Annotated in this window: 17 protein-coding genes; 14 read left to right on the top strand and 3 right to left on the bottom strand. The window is 69.5% G+C overall.

Going from position 1 to position 22,363, the window contains the following annotated elements:
* Positions 1–11 precede the first annotated feature (11 nt).
* From CKW28_RS17760 to CKW28_RS17750, 3 genes are all read left to right on the top strand, one after another.
* Entirely contained in the window at positions 12–1,400 is a 1,389-nt protein-coding gene (locus CKW28_RS17760) for a hypothetical protein (RefSeq protein WP_003924022.1), read from the top strand.
* Between the two features lie 114 nt (positions 1,401–1,514).
* Positions 1,515–1,922 (top strand): hypothetical protein, encoded by a 408-nt coding sequence (locus tag CKW28_RS17755; RefSeq protein ID WP_040546125.1) that lies wholly within the window; start codon positions 1,515–1,517, stop codon positions 1,920–1,922.
* Positions 1,923–1,970: 48 nt separating this feature from the next.
* The gene (locus tag CKW28_RS17750; RefSeq protein ID WP_003924020.1) at positions 1,971–2,393 is read left to right on the top strand and encodes a hypothetical protein; all 423 of its coding nucleotides are present in this window, start codon (positions 1,971–1,973) and stop codon (positions 2,391–2,393) included.
* 115 nt (positions 2,394–2,508) lie between these two features.
* Here the strand turns inward: CKW28_RS17750 and coaA are convergent, their stop codons facing one another.
* Positions 2,509–3,447, bottom strand: coding sequence for a type I pantothenate kinase (gene coaA / locus CKW28_RS17745; RefSeq protein WP_003924019.1), 939 nt, complete (start codon positions 3,445–3,447; stop codon positions 2,509–2,511).
* Between the two features lie 30 nt (positions 3,448–3,477).
* On the opposite strand from coaA, the gene CKW28_RS17740 reads away from it, so the two are divergent.
* The 10 genes from CKW28_RS17740 to CKW28_RS17695 all read left to right on the top strand — a co-directional run bounded on the left by CKW28_RS17740 (position 3,478) and on the right by CKW28_RS17695 (position 15,440).
* A complete protein-coding gene (locus CKW28_RS17740; RefSeq protein WP_040546124.1) occupies positions 3,478–4,698 on the top strand; it encodes a hypothetical protein in 1,221 nt (406 codons plus the stop codon).
* A 32-nt stretch (positions 4,699–4,730) separates the two neighbouring features.
* Positions 4,731–6,197, top strand: a complete 1,467-nt coding sequence (locus CKW28_RS17735) for a glycine hydroxymethyltransferase (RefSeq protein ID WP_003924017.1) — start codon at positions 4,731–4,733, stop codon at positions 6,195–6,197.
* A 143-nt stretch (positions 6,198–6,340) separates the two neighbouring features.
* Positions 6,341–7,171, top strand: a complete 831-nt coding sequence (locus tag CKW28_RS17730) for an acyl-ACP desaturase (protein WP_003924016.1) — start codon at positions 6,341–6,343, stop codon at positions 7,169–7,171.
* 193 nt (positions 7,172–7,364) lie between these two features.
* Positions 7,365–8,681 carry an RNA 5'-3' helicase PhoH2 gene (gene phoH2 / locus CKW28_RS17725; protein WP_040546122.1) on the top strand — a complete coding sequence of 439 codons (1,317 nt, stop codon included), beginning with the start codon at positions 7,365–7,367 and terminating at the stop codon, positions 8,679–8,681.
* Between the two features lie 67 nt (positions 8,682–8,748).
* Positions 8,749–9,810 (top strand): Acg family FMN-binding oxidoreductase, encoded by a 1,062-nt coding sequence (locus CKW28_RS17720; RefSeq protein WP_003924014.1) that lies wholly within the window; start codon positions 8,749–8,751, stop codon positions 9,808–9,810.
* An 8-nt stretch (positions 9,811–9,818) separates the two neighbouring features.
* Positions 9,819–10,466, top strand: coding sequence for a hypoxia response regulator transcription factor DosR/DevR (gene dosR / locus CKW28_RS17715; protein ID WP_003924013.1), 648 nt, complete (start codon positions 9,819–9,821; stop codon positions 10,464–10,466).
* A gap of 6 nt (positions 10,467–10,472) precedes the next feature.
* Positions 10,473–12,227: a GAF domain-containing sensor histidine kinase gene (locus tag CKW28_RS17710; RefSeq protein WP_003924012.1), complete on the top strand. Its 1,755-nt coding sequence runs from the start codon at positions 10,473–10,475 to the stop codon at positions 12,225–12,227.
* A 173-nt stretch (positions 12,228–12,400) separates the two neighbouring features.
* Positions 12,401–13,333: a polyphosphate polymerase domain-containing protein gene (locus CKW28_RS17705; protein WP_003924011.1), complete on the top strand. Its 933-nt coding sequence runs from the start codon at positions 12,401–12,403 to the stop codon at positions 13,331–13,333.
* Positions 13,330–14,007: a DUF4956 domain-containing protein gene (locus CKW28_RS17700; RefSeq protein ID WP_003924010.1), complete on the top strand. Its 678-nt coding sequence runs from the start codon at positions 13,330–13,332 to the stop codon at positions 14,005–14,007. The genes CKW28_RS17705 and CKW28_RS17700 overlap by 4 nt, the downstream gene beginning before the upstream one ends.
* Positions 14,007–15,440 (top strand): CotH kinase family protein, encoded by a 1,434-nt coding sequence (locus CKW28_RS17695; protein ID WP_003924009.1) that lies wholly within the window; start codon positions 14,007–14,009, stop codon positions 15,438–15,440. The genes CKW28_RS17700 and CKW28_RS17695 overlap by 1 nt, the downstream gene beginning before the upstream one ends.
* Positions 15,441–15,469: 29 nt before the next feature.
* Here CKW28_RS17695 and CKW28_RS17690 read toward each other — a convergent pair whose 3' ends face one another.
* Positions 15,470–16,342 carry a universal stress protein gene (locus CKW28_RS17690; protein WP_003924007.1) on the bottom strand — a complete coding sequence of 291 codons (873 nt, stop codon included), beginning with the start codon at positions 16,340–16,342 and terminating at the stop codon, positions 15,470–15,472.
* A 222-nt stretch (positions 16,343–16,564) separates the two neighbouring features.
* Here CKW28_RS17690 and CKW28_RS17685 point away from each other — a divergent pair, with 222 nt between their 5' ends.
* On the top strand, positions 16,565–19,945 hold the full coding sequence (locus CKW28_RS17685; RefSeq protein ID WP_003924005.1) for a trehalose-phosphatase: 3,381 nt from the start codon (positions 16,565–16,567) through the stop codon (positions 19,943–19,945).
* Here CKW28_RS17685 and ppsA read toward each other — a convergent pair.
* On the bottom strand, positions 19,938–22,259 hold the full coding sequence (gene ppsA, locus CKW28_RS17680; RefSeq protein ID WP_003924003.1) for a phosphoenolpyruvate synthase: 2,322 nt from the start codon (positions 22,257–22,259) through the stop codon (positions 19,938–19,940). The two genes, CKW28_RS17685 and ppsA, sit on opposite strands and share 8 nt — an antisense overlap.
* Positions 22,260–22,363: the final 104 nt, after the last annotated feature.

Genomic DNA, 22,363 nt, shown 5'->3' with positions numbered 1-22,363 from the left:
ACACTTGGTGCATGGCGGCGCTGTCCGCGGCGGTGTTCACGCTGAGCTGGTGGCTCGGGCTGTACCTGGTGGCCCGCAATCCCCGCAAACCGGTGCTGGTGCTGGCGGCGGCCGGGCTGACCAGCTTCGCCACCGTGGTGGCGCTGGACGCGGTGCGGCTGACCACCACCGCCTCCGCCGAGGTGCTCAGCAGGGTCGAGATCTACCTGGTCGCCGTCCCCGGTATCGCGTGGTTCGCGGTGCTGGTCGAACTGCTGCATCCCGGTGACAGCTGGAGTTGGCGGACCCGCACCCGCGAACTGGTGGCGGTCGGGATCGTCGCGGCGCTGGCGTTCACCGGGGCCGCCTGGGCCGGAGACGTCGACGGTCCGCTGCGGGCCGGGCACTGGCTGATGTTCACGGCGATCTCGGTGTCCTCGCTGGGAGCGATGCTCACCGCCGTGGTGCGCCGGTCCCACCCCGGCCCGGTGATCGGGTTCCTCGTGGTGGCCACCCTGTTCTTCGCGCTCGGCAACGCGATCGTGATCATCCCGCTCGGCGTGGTGCCCAGTTGGGCGGCGCTGGCCGCCACCGGGGTCGATGTGGCGCTGCTCGGGATCGCGGTCGCGCTGTGGGACGCCTTCGACGAGGGGCAGGCGCTGCGGGCCGACATGTTGCGGTCGGTCACCGCGACGGCCGTGGTCGCGGTGCTGTTCGGCGGGCAGGCGCTGATCGGGTTGGCGGTGACCGAACCGGGCAGCACCGGCCGCACCGCGCTGACCGTACTGTTGTTCACCAGCCTGGCGGTCGCGGTCACCATCCAAGTGCTGGCCGATCCGCTGGCCGGACTGCTGGACCGGCTGGCGTTCTCCGGGAAACCCGCGCTGCGCGCCGACCGGGCCGCGTTGCGCCAGACCGAGGCGGCGCTGCCGCGACGGTCCGACCATCCGCTCGACAGCCTCGACGACGAGATGTTCGCACGGCTCACCCGCCGCGCGCTGGGCCATTACAAGGATCTGTCCAAGCTGATGGCCAGCCCGCTGACGGCGCTCCCGGAGATCGACGAACGGCTGGCCGCGCGCGGCGCGCCCGATCAACCGCTGGAACGGGCCAATGAACTCAAGGCTTTGCTGGCCGAGCGCATCGCGGCGCTGAAACCACGCGGGGGCGGTGACTTCGGCACCACCGAGGAGTGGCGGTACTACAACTCGCTGTACTTCCCGTATGTGGCGGGGGTGCGGGCGTACGCGCAGAACGCCACCCCGGCCGGGCTCGATCCGGTCGCCCGGCAGGCCTGGCAGTGGTTGGTCACCGAGGTGCCGCAACGGTCCCTGCACAACTGGCAGAACGCGGCGGCGCGGTTGATCGCCGCCGATCTGCGCGGGCGCACGGCCGTTGCGCAACCCGTCTCCGCGAACTGATTTCACGCCGCTGACCTGCGGTTGGCAACAACTGGCAGCAAGACGTGTCGATCTGGCAGCGGTCGCTGCGCAGCATCGGTGGTGTTCGACACCCACACCGCCGAGGAGGCTGTGATGACCGCCATCACCACCCGTCCGCTGTCCGACAGCACCGACTCCCTGCTGCGGTTCGCCATGCGCGCCGACGCCACGGTGTGCGGCGGCCTCGGACTGTTCATCGCGTTCGCCGCCGACCCGTTGTCCGGGCTCACCGGCCTGACCACGGCCGGCCAGTTCCTGGCCGGCGCCGCACTGGCCGGCTACGGCTTTTTGCTGTACGTGCTGGCCGCCGCCGGCGCGCTGCGCCGCATCGGCATCGGGGTGGTCGCCGCCAACACGGCGTTCGTCGCCACCGCGCTGACCGTGCTGGCCGCCGGTTGGCTGCACCTGACGGCGATCGGCAACACCGCCGCGCTGGCGTTCACCGCGCTGACCCTGGCCCTGGGTTACCTGCAGTACCTCGGGGTGCGCCGGCTGGCCTGACGCCCTTCGAACCCCTGTCAACCAACCCACCACCGAAAGGAAGAGACAATGACCGCAACCGCGCTGTCCGCCACCGGGACCCGCGACAGCTTCCTGCGCCTGGCGATGCGGGCTGACGGCGTGCTGACCGGCCTGGCCGGGCTGGCGATGCTGCCGCTGGCCGGCTGGATCGCGGAGATCTCCGGCACCACCCCGGCGATCGAGTACACGATCGCGGCGTTCTTCGTGATCTACGGGGCGGTGGTGCTCGGACTGGCCGCGCTGCCGTCGCTGCGCCGGCCGGGTCTGGCGGTGATCGCCGCCAACATCTCCTACACCGTCGCCGCGGTGGCGGTGGTGCTCACCGATGTGTGGTCGATGACCACGACCGGTGTGCTGCTGGCACTGGCCACCGGCGTCTACACCCTGGTGTTCGCCGATCTGCAGTACATCGGGTGGCGCCGGCTGAACCCCCGAGATCGAACCCCCTGAGGTTGAGCCCCCGAGATCGAACCCCGACCCTTATCCGCCGAGCAGACGCGGCCTCGCACCCGGGACCCACCCGCGGTGCGGGGCCGCGCCTGTTCGCGGGACCGACCGCGGGGCGTCACAGCTTGCGCAGCCGGATCCGGTTGATGGAGTGGTCGGAGTCCTTGCGCAACACCAGGGTCGCCCGCGGTCGGGTGGGCAGGATGTTCTCGATCAGGTTGGGCCGGTTGATCGAATGCCAGATGTCGCGAGCGGCGAAGATGGCCTGCTCGTCGGTGAGGGTGGCGTAGTGGTGGAAGTGCGACGCCGGATTGGCGAATGCGGTGGAGCGCATCGTCAAAAACCTTGAGATATACCACTGTTCGATGTCGTCGATGCGTGCGTCGACGTACACCGAGAAGTCGAACAGATCCGACACCATCAACGCCGGCCCGGTCTGCAGCACGTTCAGACCCTCCAGGATCAGGATGTCGGGCCGGCGGATGATCTGCTTCTCACCCGGCACGATGTCGTACAGCAGGTGCGAATACACCGGCACACAGGCCTCTTCGGCGCCCGACTTCACCGCGGTGACGAACCGCATCAACGCCCGGCGATCGTAACTCTCCGGAAAGCCCTTGCGGTGCATGATGTTTCGCCGGGCCAGCTCGGCGTTGGGGTACAGGAAGCCGTCGGTGGTCACCAGGTCGACCCGGGGGTGGTGCTCCCAACGGGCCAGCAGCGCCTGCAGCACACGGGCGGTGGTGGACTTACCCACCGCCACACTGCCGGCCACCCCGATGATGAACGGCACCGGGCGGTCCTGACTGTCCACCGGCTCGCCGAGGAACTCCGCGGTCGCGGCGAACAGCCGTTGCCGGGCGGCCACCTGCAGATGGATCAGCCGCGCCAGCGGCAGGTACACCTCTTCGACTTCGAGCAAATCCAGTTTCTCGCCGAGGCCGCGGAGTTTGACGACTTCTTCCTCGGTGAGTTTCAGCGGCGTCGACTTCCGCAGTGCACGCCATTGGGTGCGATCGAACTCCACATAGGGGCTGGGTTCGTTCAGCCGCGCCATGACCTCAGTCTTGCACCTACGGTTGTGGACATGGATTCGGGTATCGACCACGGCACCGCCGCGACCAGCTTCATCCGTGAATATCTGCTGCTCGGGCTGCGGTTCGACCGGGTGGAGGACGGTTACGTCGACTCCTTCACCGGCGATCCGCAGCTGCGCGCCGAGGTGGCCGACGAGCCGGCCCCGGATCCGGCCGGTCTGACCCGCCAGGCCGAACGGCTGCTGGCCGAACTGCCCCGGGTCGACGGTCTGGAACAGGCCCGGGCCGACTATCTGGCCGCCCACCTGCGGGCGCTGGCCTGCGCCGGCCGCAAATTCGCCGGCGAACCCGTCGGGTTCGTCGAGGAGGTCGAGGCCTACTTCGACGTCCACATCACCAAGGGTGATCCCGAGGTGTACCGGCAGGCGCACCGCCGGCTCGACGAGGCGCTGGGCGGCACCGGCCCGCTGGCCGAACGCATGCAGGCCTACCGGGCCGCCGAGCAGATCCCGCCGGAGCGGCTCGAGGACTGCATCCACGCCTTCTCCAGCGCCCTGCGCGACCGGGTGCGCGCCGAGTTCGGTCTGCCGGAGCGCGAGACCATCACCTATGAAGTGGTCACGGACAAACCGTGGTCCGGTTTCAACTATTACCACGGTGACTACCGCTCCACCGTCGCCGTCAACGCCGACCTCAAACAGCAGATGTCGAATCTGCCGCGGCTGGTCGCCCACGAGTCCTACCCGGGCCATCACACCGAGCACTGCCGCAAGGAGGCCGGCCTGGTGGCGGAGCTCGGCCGACTCGAGCACACCATCTTCCTGGTCAACACCCCGCAGTGCCTGATGGCCGAGGGGCTGGCCGATCTGGCGCTGTACGCGGTGCTCGGCGAACACTGGGGCGGCTGGGCCGCCGAGATCTACGCCGACCTGGGGCTGCGGTTCGACGGCGAGCGCGCCGAGGCGGTGTCCGCGGCCACCGCCGCCCTGGCCGATGTGCGGCAGGACGCGGCGCTGATGCTGCACGACGAGCACCGTGACGTCGACGAGGTGGTGGCGTTCCTGCAGCGCTGGCTGCTGGTCGAGGACGCCCGCGCCCGGCAGATGCTGCGGTTTCTGTCCTCACCGCTGTGGCGGGCCTACACGAGCACCTATGTCGAGGGCTACCGGCTGCTGCGCCGGTGGCTGGATGACCGGCCGGCCGGAGTCAGCCGCACCGAGCGGTTCCGCCGCCTGCTCGACGAGCCGCTCATTCCCTCCAACCTGCGCTGAGCGCGGTTTCGGGCGCGGACTACGCTCGTCGCATGACCTCAGATTCGACCACCACTGCCTCGGCCGCCACGCCCGGCGCCGAATACGCCGACACCGCGAGCGCCGCCTACCGCGCCGCGCTGCAGGTCATCGAGTCGGTGGAACCCCGGATCGCCGAGGCCACCCGCAAGGAACTGGCCGATCAGCGGGAGTCGCTCAAGCTCATCGCCAGCGAGAACTACGCGTCGCCGGCGACGTTGCTGACCATGGGCACCTGGCTGTCGGACAAGTACGCCGAGGGCACGGTCGGCCACCGGTTCTACGCCGGCTGCCAGAACGTCGACACCGTGGAGAGCGTCGCCGCCGAGCACGCCCGCGAACTGTTCGGCGCGCCCTACGCCTATGTGCAGCCGCACTCCGGCATCGATGCGAACCTGGTGGCGTTCTGGGCCATCCTGGCCACCCGGGTGGAAGCGCCGGCCCTGGCCGAACACGGGGTCAAGCACATCAACGACCTGTCCGAGGCGGACTGGGAGAAGCTGCGCAACAAGCTGGGCAATCAGCGGCTGCTGGGCATGTCGCTGGACGCCGGCGGGCACCTCACCCACGGGTTCCGCCCCAACATCTCCGGCAAGATGTTCCACCAGCGCAGCTACGGCACCGATCCGCAGACCGGGCTGCTGGACTACGACGCGGTCGCCGCGGCCGCCCGCGAGTTCAAACCGCTGATCATCGTCGCCGGCTATTCGGCCTATCCGCGGCGGATCAACTTCGCCAAGATGCGCGAGATCGCCGATGAGGTCGGCGCGACGCTGATGGTCGACATGGCCCACTTCGCCGGCCTGGTCGCCGGCAAGGTGTTCACCGGCGACGAGGATCCGGTGCCGCACGCCCACGTCACCACCACGACGACGCACAAGTCGCTGCGCGGGCCGCGCGGCGGCATGGTGCTGGCCACCGAGGAGTACGCGCCCGCCGTCGACAAGGGCTGCCCGATGGTGCTGGGCGGTCCGCTGTCGCACGTGATGGCGGCCAAGGCGGTGGCGCTGGCCGAGGCCCGCCAGCCGTCGTTCCGGGCCTATGCGCAGCGGGTCGCCGACAACGCCAAGGCGTTCGCCGACGGGCTGCTCAAGCGCGGCGCCCGGCTGGTCACCGGCGGCACCGACAACCACATCGTGCTGCTCGATGTGACCAGTTTCGGGCTGACCGGCCGGCAGGCCGAGGCCGCGCTGCTGGAATCCGGGGTCGTCACCAACCGCAACGCGATCCCGGCCGACCCGAACGGGGCCTGGTACACCAGCGGTATCCGGTTCGGCACCCCCGCGCTGACCAGCCGGGGTTTCGATGCCGCCGACTTCGACCGGGTCGCCGAACTGGTGGTCGAAGTGCTCGAGAACACCCAGCCGGACGCCACCTCCAAGGCCAGGTACACGCTGGCCGAGGGCACCGCCGCCCGGGTGCAGGCCGCCGCGGACGAGCTGCTCACCGCCAACCCGCTCTATCCGGGGCTGACCCTGTAGCGGAAGCGGCCCGGCCGGGCCGTAGCGGAAGCGGCCCGGCCGGGCCGGGGCCCGAACTCCCGGTGGCGCCCGGACGGCACCCGGATGTGACACTCGCCGGCCCGGTTTTTAAGAACGTGTGAATTCGGGTTACATTTACTTTCATGGCACAGAAACCGGTCCCCAACGCGCTGACGCTCGAGCTGGAGCCCGTCGTTCAGCAGGAGTTGCGTCGCCACATCGACACCGAGGAGTTGTGGTACGCCCACGAGTACGTGCCATTCGACCAGGGGGAGAACTTCGCCTTCCTCGGCGGGCGGGACTGGGATCCGTCGCAGGTGACGCTGCCCCGGCACATCACCGATGCGTTGGAGATACTGCTGATCACCAAGGACAACCTCGCCGGCTACCACCGCGAGATCGTGTTCAGCTTCATCCTGGAGAACAAGTGGGGCCGCTGGATCGGCCGGTGGACCGCCGAGGAGCATCTGCACGCCGTCGCGTTGCGCAACTACCTGGTGGTGACCCGGGAGATCGACCCGGCCGCCAATGAGGCCGTGCGCGTCGAGCACGTGATGAAGGGGTACCGCGCCGACCACTACACCCAGATCGAGCGGTTGGCGTTCATGTCGTTCTTCGAGCGGGCGCACGCGGTGTACTGCCGCAATCTGCAGGACCAGATCACCGAACCGGTGCTCAAGAGCCTGCTCGACCGGATCGCCAAGGACGAGGAACGGCACGAACAGTTCTGGTCCAACCTGGTGGCGCACTGCCTGCAGACCCACCGCGACGAGACCGTCGAGGCGATCGCCCGGCGGGCTGCCGAGCTCGGTGTGGTCGGCGGCGACATCGAGCCGTATCAGGACAAGGTCGCCAACGTGGCAAAGACCGGCATCTTCGATGAGGCGGCCCTGCGGACGGTGATCTCGGACCGGATCACCGCCTGGGATCTGGCCGCAGAACCCCGGCTCAGCCAGTTCGTCACGTCCTCGTAACGACCGGTCGCGGCGCGCCTGCCCGGCGAGAACGCGCGAACGGGAGTAGCGTCGGGACTTGATGGCTGGCGACATGCTCTGCTATCCGGGCGGTACCGATCGGTGGGAACACGAAAGGACCGGCCCCGGTCCTGGTGCCGTGTCGTCCATCAAGTCCTACGTGCGGGAGCCGCACGTGCTCGAGGAGCGATTCGTGACCGATTCTCCTGTTCGGACCTATGTGCTCGACACCTCTGTGCTGCTGTCCGATCCTTGGGCGTTCCTGCGGTTCGCCGAGCACGAGGTCGTGGTCCCGTTGGTGGTCATCAGCGAGCTGGAGGCGAAACGCCACCATCACGAGCTGGGCTGGTTCGCGCGCCAGGCGCTGCGCATGTTCGACGATCTGCGGCTCGAGCACGGACGCCTGGATCGGCCGGTTCCCGTTGGCACGCAAGGTGGTTCGCTGCACGTCGAGTTGAACCACAGCGACCCGTCGGTGCTGCCGCCCGGATTCCGCGGCGACAGCAACGACTCGCGGATCCTCACGTGTGCGGCCAATCTGGCCGCCGAGGGCCGGCGGGTGACGCTGGTGAGCAAGGACATCCCGCTCCGGGTGAAAGCGGCCGCGGTGGGGTTGTCGGCCGACGAGTACCACGCGCAGGACGTCGTCACCTCGGGCTGGACCGGGATGACCGAGCTGGATGTGGCGCCCGACGACATCGCGACCCTGTTCGCCGACGGTGAGCTCGACCTCGCGGAGGCCCGCGGCCTGCCGTGCCACACCGGGATCCGGCTGCTGGGCGGCACCTCGCACGCCCTGGGCCGGGTGAACCCCGACAAGCGGGTGCAACTGGTCCGTGGTGACCGCGAGGTGTTCGGTCTGCGCGGCCGCTCCGCCGAACAACGCGTCGCACTCGATCTGCTGCTCGACGAATCGGTCGGCATCGTCTCGCTGGGCGGCAAGGCCGGCACCGGCAAATCCGCGCTGGCGCTGTGCGCCGGGCTGGAGGCGGTGCTGGAACGGCGCACCCACCGCAAGGTGGTGGTGTTTCGGCCGCTGTACGCCGTCGGCGGGCAGGAGCTGGGTTATCTGCCCGGCACCGAGGCCGAGAAGATGGGCCCCTGGGCGCAGGCGGTGTTCGACACCCTTGAGGGGCTGGCCAGCCCGGCGGTGCTCGAGGAGGTGCTGTCCCGCGGCATGCTCGAGGTGCTGCCGCTGACGCACATCCGCGGCAGGTCCCTGCACGACTCGTTCGTGATCGTCGACGAGGCGCAGTCGTTGGAGCGCAATGTGCTGCTGACCGTGCTGTCGCGACTGGGCGCCGGCAGCCGGGTGGTGCTGACCCACGACGTCGCCCAGCGTGACAACCTGCGGGTGGGCCGCCACGACGGCGTCGCCGCGGTGATCGAGAAACTCAAGGGTCACCCGTTGTTCGCACACATCACCCTGTCGCGCAGCGAACGCTCCCCGATCGCGGCGCTCGTCACCGAGATGCTCGAGGAGTTCAGCCCGGGCGCCCCGTTGCCCTGAGCGATTTCGGCGTGCTGACGCTCGCTCAGCGGCATTGACCACGCCGAAATCCCGGTAGGTTCCAGCCATGCACGATCATCTGGTGGAGCTCGACGTCATCCGTGGGGCGGTGCAACTGGCCTGCCGGGCGCCGTCACTGCACAACAGCCAGCCCTGGCGGTGGGTGCTCGACCGCTGGGGTCTGCGGCTGTATCTCGACCGCGGCCGGATCATCCGCGCCACCGACCGGTCCGGGCGCGAGGCGATCATCAGTTGCGGCGCCGTGCTCGACCATCTGCGGGTCGCGATGCTCGCCGCGGGCTGGGTGTCGCACATCGAGCGATTCCCGAACCCCGACGACCCGGATCACCTGGCATCGGTCCGGTTCAGCCGGCTCGCGCGGCTCGGTGACCGCTCCGCCGACGAGTTCCTGGCGGCCTACCGCCGCCGTGCCGACGTCATCCTGCTGCGCCACACCGACCGGCGGCCCTTCGGCGCGCCCCCGGATCCGGTGGGGGTGCACCAGCTGCTCGCCGCGGCCGCCGCCGACACCGCCGACACTGCCGACACCGAAGTGCACCTGGACGTCATCGCCCCCGAGGACCGTCCCCGGCTGGTCGAGGCCTCCCGGATCGCCGAGTCGCAGCGCGCCGCGGACACCCCCTACTTCCTCGAGTTGAGTTGGTGGACGGTGGGATACGACCTGACGGAGGGAATCCCGCACGGTGTGCTGGAATCCGCCGAGCCGCAGCGCGTCGACGTCGGTCGGGTGTTCGTGGCAGGGTCCGGACAGCACCGGCCGGACCCGTCGGACAACCCGGAGGACCACTCGATGATCGTGGTGCTCTCCACCAACGAGGACACCCCGCCGGCCGCGCTGCGGTGCGGCGAGGCGCTGTCGGCGGTGCTGCTGGAGGCCACGATGGCGGGCCTGGGCACCTGCCCGCTCACCCACGTCACCGAACTGCCCGCCGGACGGGAGATCGTGGCCGAGTTGATCGGCCGGACCGCCGCGATACCGCAGGTCCTGATCCGCGTCGGTCAGGTGCCGCCGTTGCGGGAGGCGCCGACCCCGACGCCGCGCCGCCCACTCGACGAAGTGCTGCAGATCGACCCGACGCCGGGGTCTGCTCCGTCCCGACAAGGTTGAATGAATCCATGGTGAGTGTGTTCCTGGTCGATGACCATGAGGTGGTCCGCCGCGGGCTCATCGACCTGCTCGACAGCGACCCCGACCTCGAGGTGGTCGGCGAAGCCGGCACCGTCGCGCAGGCGATGGCGCGGATCCCGGCGGCGCAACCCGACGTCGCCGTGCTCGACGTCCGGCTGCCCGACGGCAACGGCGTCGAGTTGTGCCGGGACCTGCTGGCCCGCATGCCCGACCTGCGCTGCCTGATGCTGACGTCCTACACCTCGGATCAGGCGATGCTCGACGCGATCCTGGCGGGGGCCAGCGGATACGTCGTCAAGGACATCAAGGGAATGGAGCTGGCCCAGGCCATCAAGGACGTCGGTGCGGGCCGGTCGCTGCTGGACAACCGGGCCGCGGAGGCGTTGATGGCCAAACTCCGCGGCGCCGATCATCAACCCGATCCGCTGGCCGGGCTCAGCGATCAGGAACGGGTGCTGCTCAGCCTGATCGGCGAGGGGCTGACCAACAAGCAGATCGCCGCCCGGATGTTCCTGGCCGAGAAGACCGTCAAGAACTACGTGTCACGGCTGCTGGCGAAACTGGGCATGGAGCGGCGCACCCAGGCGGCGGTGTTCGTCTCCAAGTTGGACCGGCCCATCGATCCGCGGGGGTGATCCGGCATGTCCCACCGGCGTGAACAGCGCAGGACCCCGGCCGCGGTGCGCAGCACGCTGGCCCAGCTGCGGCTGCGGGAGCTGCTGAACGAGGTGCAGGACCGCGTCGAGCAGATCGTCGAGGGACGGGACCGGCTGGACGGCCTGGTGGAGGCCATGCTGACGGTGACCTCCGACCTGGAACTGGATGTCACCCTGCGCACCATCGTGCAGACCGCGACCGAGCTGGTCGACGCCCGCTACGGCGCCCTCGGGGTGCGCGGCGACGGTCACGAACTCGTCGAGTTCATCTACGACGGGATCGACGACGACGCCGCTCGCCTCATCGGCCATCTGCCCGAGGGCCGCGGTGTGCTCGGGGTGCTCATCGACGATCCGAAACCGATCCGGCTGGACAACATCAAAGACCATCCGGCATCGGTCGGTTTCCCGCCGAACCATCCGTCGATGCGCACCTTCCTGGGCGTGCCGGTCCGGACCCGCGACACCGTGTTCGGCAATCTCTACCTGACCGAGAAGACCGACGGTCTGCCGTTCGACGAGGACGACGAGGTGCTGGTGGAGGCGCTCGCCGCGGCCGCCGGCATCGCGATCGAGAACGCCCGGCTCTACGAACAGGCCCGCACCCGGCAGGCCTGGATCGCGGCGACCCGCGACATCGCCACCGAGATGCTCGCCGGGTCCGATCCGACCGCCGCGCTGCGACTGATCGCCGAGCGGACCCTCGAGCTCACCCGCGCCGACGCCACCCTGGTCGCGGTGCCGGCCGGCGCCGACCCCGCCGACGCCGAGGTCGCCGCCGAGGACGTCGAGGAGCTGGTCGTGGTGGAGACCGCCGGGCTGACGGCCGACGACGACCGGTCCGCCGATGCGCTGACCACCATCGCGGTGGCCGGCACCGAGGTCGGCCGGGCGTTCCGGGATCGCGCCGCCCGCCGGTTCACCGCCGACTTCACGGTGGGGCCGCGTCGGCTGTGCGGACCGGCGGTGGCGCTGCCCCTGGGGGTGACCGGCAGTGTCCCCGGCAATGTCAACGGCGTGCTGGTGGTGTGCCGGGCCGAGGAGGGCCGACCGTTCACCGACGAACAGCTCGAGATCCTGGTGACCTTCGCCGATCAGGCCGCCCTGGCCTGGCAGCTGGCCGCCACCCAACGGCGGATGCGTGAACTCGACGTGCTGTCCGACCGCGACCGCATCGCGCGTGATCTGCACGACCACGTGATCCAGCGGCTGTTCGCGGTCGGGCTGACCCTGCAGGGCACCATCCCGCGGGCCCGCTCCACCGAGGTGCAGCAGCGGCTGTCGGAGTGCATCGACGATCTGCAGGCCGTGATCGGGGAGATCCGCACGACGATCTTCGACCTGCACGGCGGCCCGGCCACCGGCAGCCAGATCCGGCAGCGCATCGGGGAGGCGGCCAACCAGTTCTCCGACGCCGGGGTGCGGACCCGGGTGCAGTTCGCCGGACCGCTGTCGGTGATCAGCGCGGTGCTCGCCGACCACGCCGAAGCCGTGGTGCGGGAAGCGGTCAGCAATGCGGTGCGGCACGGCGGAGCCACCGATCTGAGCGTGGACGTCTCGGTGGACGACGATCTGACCATCGAGGTGACCGACAACGGCCGCGGTTTCCCCGAGGGGGAGGTCACCGAGAGCGGGCTGGCCAATCTGCGGCACCGGGCCCGTCACGCCGGCGGCACCCTGGAGGTGCACAACCGGCCGGACGGCGGAGCCCGGCTGCACTGGTCGGTGCCGCTCACCTGATCCACGCGTGGCCGCCGCCACGTTCACGGCGTGGGGTCGCGGTTCTCACCCCCACCGGCCCGCACCAGAAAAGCAAGATCAGCTAAGTTCTTTGTATCCTTGTCGGGTCCCGTTCACCTTGGCGACACGAGGAGTTCAGCCATGTCGGAGACTGCTGCGCCGGTGATCGCGGCGTGGTGATCCGGCGCCGCGGACGGGGCGACCGGGAACCGCGCGGTGCCGGTTCGGCCTCACCGGTCGGTTATCAACAGACCGCCAGCCGGCTGCACGCCTTCAACCGGTATGAGATCAAGTACTTCGTCGACGAGTTGACCGTTCCGCGGTTGCGGGAGGAACTGGCCGCCCACATGGACCTCGACCCGCACTCGTGCAACGGCGGGTATCCGGTCACCTCGCTGTACTACGACACTGCGGACCTGCGGTTCTACTGGGAGAAGATCGAGGGCCTGCGGTTCCGCCGCAAGCTGCGGATGCGCCTGTACGGTTCACCCTCGGCCTGCACCGCCGACACCGAGGTGCAGGTCGAGGTCAAACAGCGGGTCAACCGGGTGACCCAGAAACGCCGCATCGCGCTGCCGTACGGGACGGCGCTGCGCTGGCTCCACGACCGCGAGGACATCGACTGCGACCCGGCGCAGCGCCCGTTCGTCCACGAGGTCTCGACCCTGGTCGGCAACCTGGACCTGCGCCCGGTGGTGACCACCGGATATCTGCGGGAGGCTTTCCTCGGCCGGGATGCGGACCTGGGTCTGCGGGTGACGATCGACCACAAGGTGCACGGCCGCGACCGGGACTTCCATTTCGCCGCCGCGGCGCCGAACCGCTACACCATCCCGCCGAAGCTGGCCATCGTGGAGATCAAGGCCAACGAACGGGTTCCGTACTGGGTCACCGACCTGTTGGCCCGGTTGAACCTGACCGTGGTGCGGATCTCGAAGTACTGCCAGTCGGTGCAGGCGTTCGGTCTGGTGCCACGGTCGATCACCGGCGCTCCGGAGCTGGTGCTGCCCGACGGCGCCGACCTCACCGCGCCGGCCGATCTGCTGGAAACGGCAGCATCGAACCCGGCCGCGGACAACACGAACCGATCAGGAGTGCACGCGTGACCATCGAACTGCAGGATCTCAGCGGAACGTTCAGCGTGTTCGACGTGGTGGTGTCGCTGGCGCTGTCGTTCGTGCTGGCGGTGATCGTCGGCTGGGTGTACCGCTACACCCACAAGAACGTGTCCTACAGCCAGTCCTACGTGCAGACGCTGGTGATGGTGTGCATGATCATCTCGGTCATCATGCTCGTCGTCGGTTCGAACATCGCCCGTGCGTTCGCGTTGGTCGGGGCCCTGTCGGTGATTCGATTCCGCAACGCCATCAAGGAGACCCGCGACGTCGGGTTCGTCTTCCTGGTGATGGCGATCGGGATGGCGACCGGCACCCGGTTCTATGCGCTGGCGGTCGGCGCCACCGTCGCCATCTGCCTGGTCCTGGTGCTGATGAGCAAATTCAACATGTTCAAACTCGACGTCAAACGGCAGGTGGTGAAGGTGCAGGTGCCGCCGGAGCCGGAGTACACCGCCCGCGTCGAGGACACCCTCATCGAGCACTGCTCCGAATTCGAGCTGGTGTCAACCGAATCGGTACGATCCGGCGCCCTCAACGAGTTGTACTACACCGCGCAGCTGAAGAAGGGCAGGACCGGCGCCGACCTGATCGCGGCGCTCAGCGCGGTGAACACCGGTCAGCGGGTGACCGTGCTGACCGGTTACGACCAGACCGACCTCTGATGGACCGCCCCGGCCTGCCGCGGCGGCTGGTGCGCCGGCTTCCGAAACCGTTGCGCCAGCACTGGAAACCGCTCGTCGCCACGGTGGCCGTGCTGGCGTTCGTCGCGGTCTGGTTCGGCGATGTCCGCATCCGCCCGTACGTCACCGGGGCGGTGCACGTCGCCGCACCGCGCATCACCCACGACATCGCCGGCACGGTCGATCTGTTCGATCCCACGGTCGCCCACACCGTGTCGGTCGAGATGTCCGATGCCCAGTACCGCGACATGATCGCGCAGTACGCCGCCGACGGGGACAAGAAGTGGATGACCGCGCGCGTCACCATCGACGGCACCGTGATCGACGATGTGGCGGTGCGGCTCAAGGGCAATTCGACGCTGATGGGGCTGCGCGGCGACGGGTTCGGGCCGCCGGGATGGTCGGGCCCACCACCGTCGAAGGCTCCGTTCAGCGCGGTGTCCGCGGATGATCCGACCTCGCTGCCGTTGCTGCTCAGCTTCGACGAACACGCCGCCGGACGGGCCTATCAGGGCATGACCGAACTCGCGGTGCGGCCCGGCGCGCCGGTGCTCAACGAGGCGCTCGCCCTCACCATGACGGCGCTGACCGGGCAACCGACGCAGCGCTACGCCTACGTGACCTACTCGATCAACGGGGCCACCACCACCCGGCTGGTGCTCGAACACCCCGACGAGGGTTACCCCGCCAGGGTGTTCGGCACCGACGGATACCTGTACAAGGCGCGCGCCGGATCCCGGCTGGAGTACCGCGGCCCCAGCCAGGCCGCCTACGCCCACGAGTTCAAACAGGTGAACGCGGCGGAAACCGGTAACCTGCAGCCGCTCATCGACTTTCTGCACTGGCTCGACACCGCCGACGACGACGCGTTCGCCGCCGGGCTGTCCCGGTGGGTGGACGTGGAGTCGTTCGCCCGGTACGTGGCCACCCAGAATCTGCTGGTCAACGCCGACGACATGGCCGGGCCCGGGCAGAACTACTACCTGTGGTACGACCTGGCGACGCGCAGGTTCACCGTGCTGTCCTGGGACCTCAACCTGGCGATGGTGATGGGTGACCCCGACCTCGGCCCCCGGGATCCGCTGAAGATGAAACCCCCGCCGGGCATGCCGCCGCCCCCGCAAGACTGGCCGCCGAGCGGAGGGCCGCCGTGGCGGGAGGGGAACCTCTTGAAGGAACGGTTCCTGGCGGCGCCGGCGTTCGATGAGCTCTACCAGACGGTGTACTGGGAGCTCTACGACCAGCTCTACGCCGACGGCCGGGCGGTGGACCTGCTCGACCAGGTCGTGGCGGCCGTGCCCGTCACCGACGGCCTCAGCCGGCAGGACCTGGATTCGGCCGCGGCCGAGCTGCGGGCCTGGCTCACCGAGCGGGCCGATGCGCTGGGGCGCCTGCGCAGCGGCCGGACCGGTTGACCCGCCGGCCCGTCATGCCGGTGAGCCGGTCATGCCGGGCGGGCGACGATCACCGGCATCCGCGACGACTGCACCACCGCGGTGGCGACCGAACCGAGCAGCATGCCGGTGAACCCGCCGCGGCCGCGGCTGCCGACCACCACCAACTGGGCTTCATCGGAGCGCTCGATGAGGTGCTGGGCCGGGTTGTCGCACACCACCACCCGCTCGACCTCGACATCGGGGTAGCGTTCCGACCAGCCCGCGAGCCGCTCCGAAAGCGTCTGCTCGCCCATGGTTTTCATGTCTTCCCAGTCCAGATCCGGCCACTGGCCGATACCCCAGTCACGCCAGGCGTGCAATGCGACCAGGCCGACACCACGCCGGGAGGCCTCGTCGAACGCGATGGCCGTCGCCAACTCCGAGGTGGGCGACCCGTCGATGCCGACCAGCACCGGCGCCTGCGAGGGGTGGTCGACGAGCGGATCCTCGTCGTGGATGACCGCGACCGGGCAGCGGGCGTGCTGCACCAGCCCCATGCTCACCGAGCCGAGCACCCACGAACGCAACGCGCCCAGGCCGCGGGCGCCCACCACCATCAGGCCGACCTCCTTGGAGACCTCGACAAGTGTCGGCACCGGGGTGCCCTGCAGCGCCCGGGTCTGCACCCGCAGATCGTCGCCGACGCTCTCGGAGACCAGTTTCACGGCGTCCCGCAGGTGCTCCTCCGCCTGGCGCTGCTGCCATTCCAACAGCCCCTCGGGCACCGGAAGCGGCGGTGCCAGCACGGCGCCGGCCGGCGGCGTCACATGGCAGAGCAACAACCGGACATTGCGCATGGCAGCCGTTCGCGCGGCCCAGTCGATCGCCACCCGGGAGGCCGGTGAGCCGTCGACACCGACCGCGATGCCCTGGTCGAACATGTGACTGCTCCCTTCATCGTGCCGAGGTGTACATCGACCCTAACCGCGGTGGACCCCGGACATCAGGGTCTTTCGTCCCGCATGTGTGCACGGCGCGCCGGCCGGTGACGCATCGATGACGTTCGGCCCTTTGGCTCTCCATCGAATCAGCCGTAGCGTCGTCTGTTCAGGTGCACCCGGCCCGCTCGGGGCGGGCGCTGCCGGTGATCGGGAGGAGCGACGATGACCGCCTCCGTCGTCATCGACCCGCGTTTCCACGACGCGGTGTTGTTCGAACTCGGTGCGGTGGTCGACGCCGCGGCGGGCGACGGGGCAGGCGCTCGGGTCAGTGATTCGGCGATCATCCTGGCGGACAAGCTGCGAAACGCCGGCATCGCCGTCGCCGTGTTCGCACCCGACGGTGACGGCGCGGACCTTATGCACGCCGCCGGGATCGACGACCTGTTCGGAGTCGCGGTCGGCGGGGTGAGCGGCGATCCGCCCGGGGGCTCCCGGACGGTGGCGCTGGCGGCCGCCGAGCGGGTGAACGCCGCCCCGGAGCGGACCGTGATCATCGGACGGACCGGAACATCGCGACACTACGGCGGCTTCGCCTTCGTGGCCGGTGTCGACGACTTCGCCGAGGCCGTCGTCCGCGACCGGTACCGGACGGTCTCGGCGTTGTCGAACGCGCTGGCCTCCTATGGACTGCTGATCGGCATCGTCGCCAACCGCCAACCGGTGGTGTTCTGCCGCTTCGACGGTGCGCTGGCGGACCGGGACACCGCGACCCTGGTCGACGGTGCGGCCGCGGCACTGCGCAAGCTCGCGTCGCTGTGTCCCGTCGCGGTGATCAGCGGTCGGGAGGTGAGCGAGCTGCGGGCCCGGGTCGGTGTCGACGGCCTCTGGTATGCCGGCGGCCACGGACGGGAGGTCGTCGCCCCCGACGGCAGCCACCACCGCTTCGACGGCACCGACTGGGATCCGGGGGCCGCCCTGACCTCCATCCGGGCCCGGATGGGCCGGCCCGAACCGGTGTTGCCGATCTATGTGGGCTCAGAGCTGGCCGACGAGGCCGCCTTCGACGTCCTGCGTCTGGACGGGGTGTCGGTCGTGGTTCACCACCTCGGGGCCGCAGACCGGCCCACCGGGGCGCAGTTCCGCCTCGACGGGGCCGAGGAGGTGTGCGAATTCCTCCGGCGCGGCGGCAATTGGATTGCCTACCAGCGGCAAACCTCGAACGAGGCGTGGACGTTCAGCTACCGGGGTTACGACCCCCGGCAGGAGAAGCTGCGGGAGGCGTTGTGCACCGTGGGAAACGGATATTTCGCCACCCGGGGAGCGGCCCCCGAAGCCAGGGCGGGGCAGGTGCATTACCCGGGCACCTACGCCGCCGGTGTGTTCAACCGCCTCGACGACGTGGTCGACGGCCGGGTGACCGCGCACGAGAGCATGGTCAACCTGCCCAACTGGCTGCCGTTGACCTTCCGCATCGAGGGTGGTCCCTGGTTCGACGTCGACGCGGTCACGCTGCTCGACTACCGCCAGACGCTCGACCTGCGCGGCGCGGTGCTCACCCGCGAACTCCGCTTCCGGGACAACGCCGGGCGCACCACGTCGGTGACCCAGCAGCGCTTCGTGGCCATGCACACCGCGCACATCGCCGCGCTGGAGACCACCCTGGTCGCCGAGGACTGGTCGGGAACCGTCGACGTCCGTTCCACCTTGGACGGAGACGTGCGCAATGGCCTGGTGGAGCGGTACCGCGACCTGCGCGGCGACCATCTCGAATCGCTGGGCAAGTCCGCGCTCACAGGCGACTCCGTCCTGCTGTCAGTGCGGACCAACCAGTCCCGGATCCCCATCGCGATGGCGGCGCGCACCACCGCGTGGCGCGACGGTGACCCGGTGAGCGCCGGATACCGGTTGGTCGACGAGGAATCGGAGATCGGACACCAGATCACCACCGGGTTGTCGCGGGGACAGCGGTTGACGGTGGAGAAGGTCGTGGCGTTGTCGACGGGGCGGGACGTGGGCAGCTCCGAACCGTCGGAGAGCGCCGAACGGATTCTCGAGCGCCAGGGCCGATTCGGTGAGATCCGGGCGGCGCACACCGTGGCGTGGGCACATCTGTGGCGGCGGCTGTCGATCGAATTCGAGGACCACACCGATGAATTGCGGGTCATGCGGCTGCATCTGCTGCACCTGCTGCAGACGGTCTCCCCGCACAGCGCCGACCTGGACATCGGGCCGCCGGCCCGCGGGCTGCACGGCGAGGCCTACCGCGGCCACATCTTCTGGGACGAACTGTTCATCTTCCCGGTGTTGAACCTACGTTTTCCGATGATCACCAGATCGCTGCTGCAGTACCGGTACCGGCGACTGCCCGAGGCCCGGCGGGCCGCCCGGCTGGCCGGCTACCGCGGCGCCATCTTCCCGTGGCAGTCCGGCAGCGACGGTCGCGAGGAAAGCCCCGAGCTGCACCTGAATCCGCGTTCGGGGCGGTGGAATTCGGACCCCAGCCATCGGGCGCACCACATCGGGATCGCCATCGCCTACAACGTGTGGCAGTTCTACCAGGTGACCGGGGATCTGGCCTACCTGATCGACCACGGCGCCGAACTGCTGGTCGAGATCGCCCGGTTCTGGGTGAGCAGGGCCGAGTTCGACACCCGGCGTGGTCGCTACCGCATCCGCGGGGTGATCGGTCCGGACGAGTTCCACGCCGGGTATCCCGATCGGCCGTTCGACGGCGTCGACGACAACGCCTACACCAATGTGATGGCGGTGTGGGTGATCCTGCGGGCGCTCGAGGCCCTGAACCTGATACCGCTGCCGAACCGGATCGACGTCCGCGAGAAGCTGAACCTCACCGCCGCGGAACTGGCGCAGTGGGACGATGTGAGCCGGCGGATGTACGTACCGTTCCATGACGGAATCATCAGTCAGTTCGAGGGCTACGGCGAACTGGCCGAACTGGATTGGGACGGCTACCGCCGCCGGTACGGCAACATCCAGCGGCTCGACCGGATCCTGGAGGCCGAGGGTGACGACGTCAACCGGTACAAGGCGTCCAAACAGGCGGACGCGTTGATGCTGCTGTATCTGTTGTCGGCGGACGAACTACGGGAGCTGCTCGGACATCTGGGCTACCGGTTCACCGCCGAGCAGATCCCCGGGATGGTCGACTACTACCTGGCCCGCACCTCGCACGGATCGACGCTGAGCGCGGTGGTGCACGCCTGGGTGCTGGCTCGGGCCAACCGGGACCGGGCGATGGAGTACTTCGAGCGGGTGCTGAAGTCCGACGTCGCCGACATCCAGGGCGGCACCACCGCCGAGGGCATCCATCTCGCGGCGATGGCCGGCAGCGTGGACCTCGTCCAGCGCTGTTTCACCGGTCTGGAAACCCGCTCCGATCGCATCGTGCTGTCGCCGAACTGGCCGGAATCACTGGGCGCCCTGGGATTTCCGATCCGCTACCGGGGACACCAGATGTATGTGCGGGTCAGCGGACGGGGCGCCGAGATCAGCGTCGCACCGCGCGATCTGCCGCCGGTCGCGGTGGAGTGCAACGGCCGGGTGCAACGGCTGGAGCCGGGCACCACGGTCCGCTTCACCTAGCGTCGGCCGGGGCATCTCCCTGGACGTTCCGTGCGGACTCCAGCAGGATCCGCCGCTCGGCCGCGGCGACGGTGCGGCGCGCGGATTCGAGCGCGTCGGGATTGACCGACACCGAGGTGATGCCCATCCGGACCAGATGCTCGGCGAACGCCGGATCGGTCGACGGCGCCTGCCCGCACAGCGAGGACGTGATGCCCAGCCGGCGGGCGGTACCGACGATCCGTCCGATGGCATCGAGCACCGCGGCGTCGGACTCGTCGAACAACTCGGCGCAGATGTCCGAATCGCGGTCCACCCCCAGCATCAGCTGGGTCAGATCGTTGCTGCCGATGGACACCCCGTCGATGCCCATCCCGACGTATTCGGGCAACCAGTGCACCACCGAGGGGACCTCGGCCATCACCCACCGGCGCAGCCCGCGTTGCCGTCCCAGCGGGCTGGCGTCGACCAGCTCCAGGCACTCCTCGAGCTCCCAGCGGGTCCGCACGAACGGAATCATCAACGCCACATTGGGGTTCTCCTCCCGGACCCGCGCCAGCGCCTGGAGTTCGAGCGCGAACACGTCCGGTTCCTTGATGTAGCGGTAGCAGCCCCGGTAACCGATCATCGGATTGTGTTCCTCGGGCTCGTACCGGTCCCCGCCGGCCAGGCCGCGGAACTCGTTGGTGCGGAAGTCGGTGGCGCGGTACACCACCGGCCGGGGCGCGAACGCGGCCGCGATCCGGCCGACGGCGTTCACCATCCCCTGCACCAGGTCGTTCTGTTCCCCGCGGGCGATCAGATCGCGCGGATGCCGGCCGCCGAGCGCCTCGGTGAGCATGAACTCCGCCCGCAGCAGGCCGACACCGTCGGCGCCGCGGGCGGCCACCTCCTCGGCGGAATCGGGCATGGCGAGATTGACGTAGATCTTGGTGGCGGTCACCTCGGCCGGCGCGGCGAGGGCCGGTCGGGCGGCCGGTTCGGCCAACGTCACCGCAGCGGCGGGGGATGCCATCCGGCCGGACACCACCCGGCCGTGCGTGCCGTCGACGGTGACGGTGGTGCCGTTGTGCAGATCGCGGGTGGCGGTGCGGGTGCCGACCACACACGGCACCCCCAGCTCGCGGGCCACGATGGCGGCGTGGCAGGTCATCCCGCCGGTGTCGGTGACCAGCGCGGCCGCCCGGCGGATCGTCGGCAGCCAGTCCGGATTCGTCATCGGGGCCACCAGGATCTCGCCGTCCTGCAGCTGCGAACCCTCCTCGGGCGACCTGAGCACCCGGACCCTGCCCGACGCCAGCCCGGGCGCCGCGGCGAGGCCGCGGGCCAGCGTGACGTGTTCCTCCGACGTGGGAGCGGCGGCGTGACGCAACGTGGTGATCGGCCGGGCCTGCACCAGGAACGCCTCACCCGCGGCGTCGATGGCCCATTCGGTGTCCTGGGGGCAGCCGTTGTGCTGTTCGGTGGCGATGGCCAGTTCGGCGATGCGGCGTAGTTCGCGGTCGTCGAGGACGCGGGCGTGGGCCTGGTCGTCGGGCAGGTCGACGCGTTGGTCGTTCCCGTCGGGGCCGCGGACGATCTTGAACGGTTTGTGGCCGATCCGCACGTCGAGCACCCCGAGGTCCTCCTTGGCGACGACATAGGTGTCCGGTTCGACCTGGCCGGCGACGACGACCTCGCCCAACCCCCAGGCCGCCTCGACGACCACCCGGTCCTGCGCGCCGCTGCTCGGGTCGGCGGTGAACGCCACCCCGGATTTCTCCGAGGCGATCATCTGCTGCACCACGACGGCCATCGCCGGCTCGTCGGTGAAGCCGCGGCTGGCGCGGTAGGTGATGACCCGGGGACTGAACAGCGACATCCAGCACCGCACAACCGCTTCGAGCAGCGCGTCCTCACCGGCGACGTTGGTCATCGTCGCGTTCATCCCGGCGAACGAGGCGTCCCGGCCGTCCTCGCCGGTCGCCGACGACCGGACCGCGACCACCGCGTCCGGGCCCAGCCGGCGGTAGGCGGCCAGCACCGACTTCCGCACCTCATCGGCCATTCCGGCCTTGCGCACCAGGCTCTGCAACCGTTCACACAGTGCGGGCAGCTGTTCGGTGTCGGGAACCTTCGCCAACGCCTCGTCGTGCAGGGCGGCCAGCTCGGAGCGCACACCGCCGGCCTGCATCGACTCCAGGTAGCAGTCCCGCAGCAGCACGAAGCCGGGTGGCACCGGCAGTGCGGCGGCCACCATCTCGCCCATGTTGGCGCCCTTGCCGCCGGCCTCCTCGGCGTCGGTGATGCGCAGTTCGGCGATGTCTCGGACGAACCGGTCCGCAACGTGGTCCATGGCGTGTGCCTCCCCCGGGCGTGGATACCGCTTGACAGGACGACTTCTCTAGAGCCTAAGCAGCCGGGACGCGGGCAAAAGAGAATTTGGTCCCTTCTCCGCCG

This window comes from Mycolicibacterium thermoresistibile, from assembly GCF_900187065.1.
Taxonomy (GTDB): domain Bacteria; phylum Actinomycetota; class Actinomycetes; order Mycobacteriales; family Mycobacteriaceae; genus Mycobacterium; species Mycobacterium thermoresistibile.
This window is presented reverse-complemented; position numbering and strand designations above follow the sequence as displayed.

Excerpts from the sequence above, each read along its gene's own strand:
- CKW28_RS17760 (WP_003924022.1), top strand. The coding sequence starts at position 12 with ATGGCGGCGCTGTCCGCGGCGGTGTTCACGCTGAGCTGGTGGCTCGGG.
- CKW28_RS17755 (WP_040546125.1), top strand. The coding sequence starts at position 1,515 with ATGACCGCCATCACCACCCGTCCGCTGTCCGACAGCACCGACTCCCTG.
- CKW28_RS17750 (WP_003924020.1), top strand. The coding sequence starts at position 1,971 with ATGACCGCAACCGCGCTGTCCGCCACCGGGACCCGCGACAGCTTCCTG.
- coaA (WP_003924019.1), bottom strand. The coding sequence starts at position 3,447 with ATGGCGCGGCTGAACGAACCCAGCCCCTATGTGGAGTTCGATCGCACC.
- CKW28_RS17740 (WP_040546124.1), top strand. The coding sequence starts at position 3,478 with ATGGATTCGGGTATCGACCACGGCACCGCCGCGACCAGCTTCATCCGT.
- CKW28_RS17735 (WP_003924017.1), top strand. The coding sequence starts at position 4,731 with ATGACCTCAGATTCGACCACCACTGCCTCGGCCGCCACGCCCGGCGCC.
- CKW28_RS17730 (WP_003924016.1), top strand. The coding sequence starts at position 6,341 with ATGGCACAGAAACCGGTCCCCAACGCGCTGACGCTCGAGCTGGAGCCC.
- CKW28_RS17720 (WP_003924014.1), top strand. The coding sequence starts at position 8,749 with ATGCACGATCATCTGGTGGAGCTCGACGTCATCCGTGGGGCGGTGCAA.
- dosR (WP_003924013.1), top strand. The coding sequence starts at position 9,819 with ATGGTGAGTGTGTTCCTGGTCGATGACCATGAGGTGGTCCGCCGCGGG.
- CKW28_RS17710 (WP_003924012.1), top strand. The coding sequence starts at position 10,473 with ATGTCCCACCGGCGTGAACAGCGCAGGACCCCGGCCGCGGTGCGCAGC.
- CKW28_RS17695 (WP_003924009.1), top strand. The coding sequence starts at position 14,007 with ATGGACCGCCCCGGCCTGCCGCGGCGGCTGGTGCGCCGGCTTCCGAAA.
- CKW28_RS17690 (WP_003924007.1), bottom strand. The coding sequence starts at position 16,342 with ATGTTCGACCAGGGCATCGCGGTCGGTGTCGACGGCTCACCGGCCTCC.
- CKW28_RS17685 (WP_003924005.1), top strand. The coding sequence starts at position 16,565 with ATGACCGCCTCCGTCGTCATCGACCCGCGTTTCCACGACGCGGTGTTG.
- ppsA (WP_003924003.1), bottom strand. The coding sequence starts at position 22,259 with ATGGACCACGTTGCGGACCGGTTCGTCCGAGACATCGCCGAACTGCGC.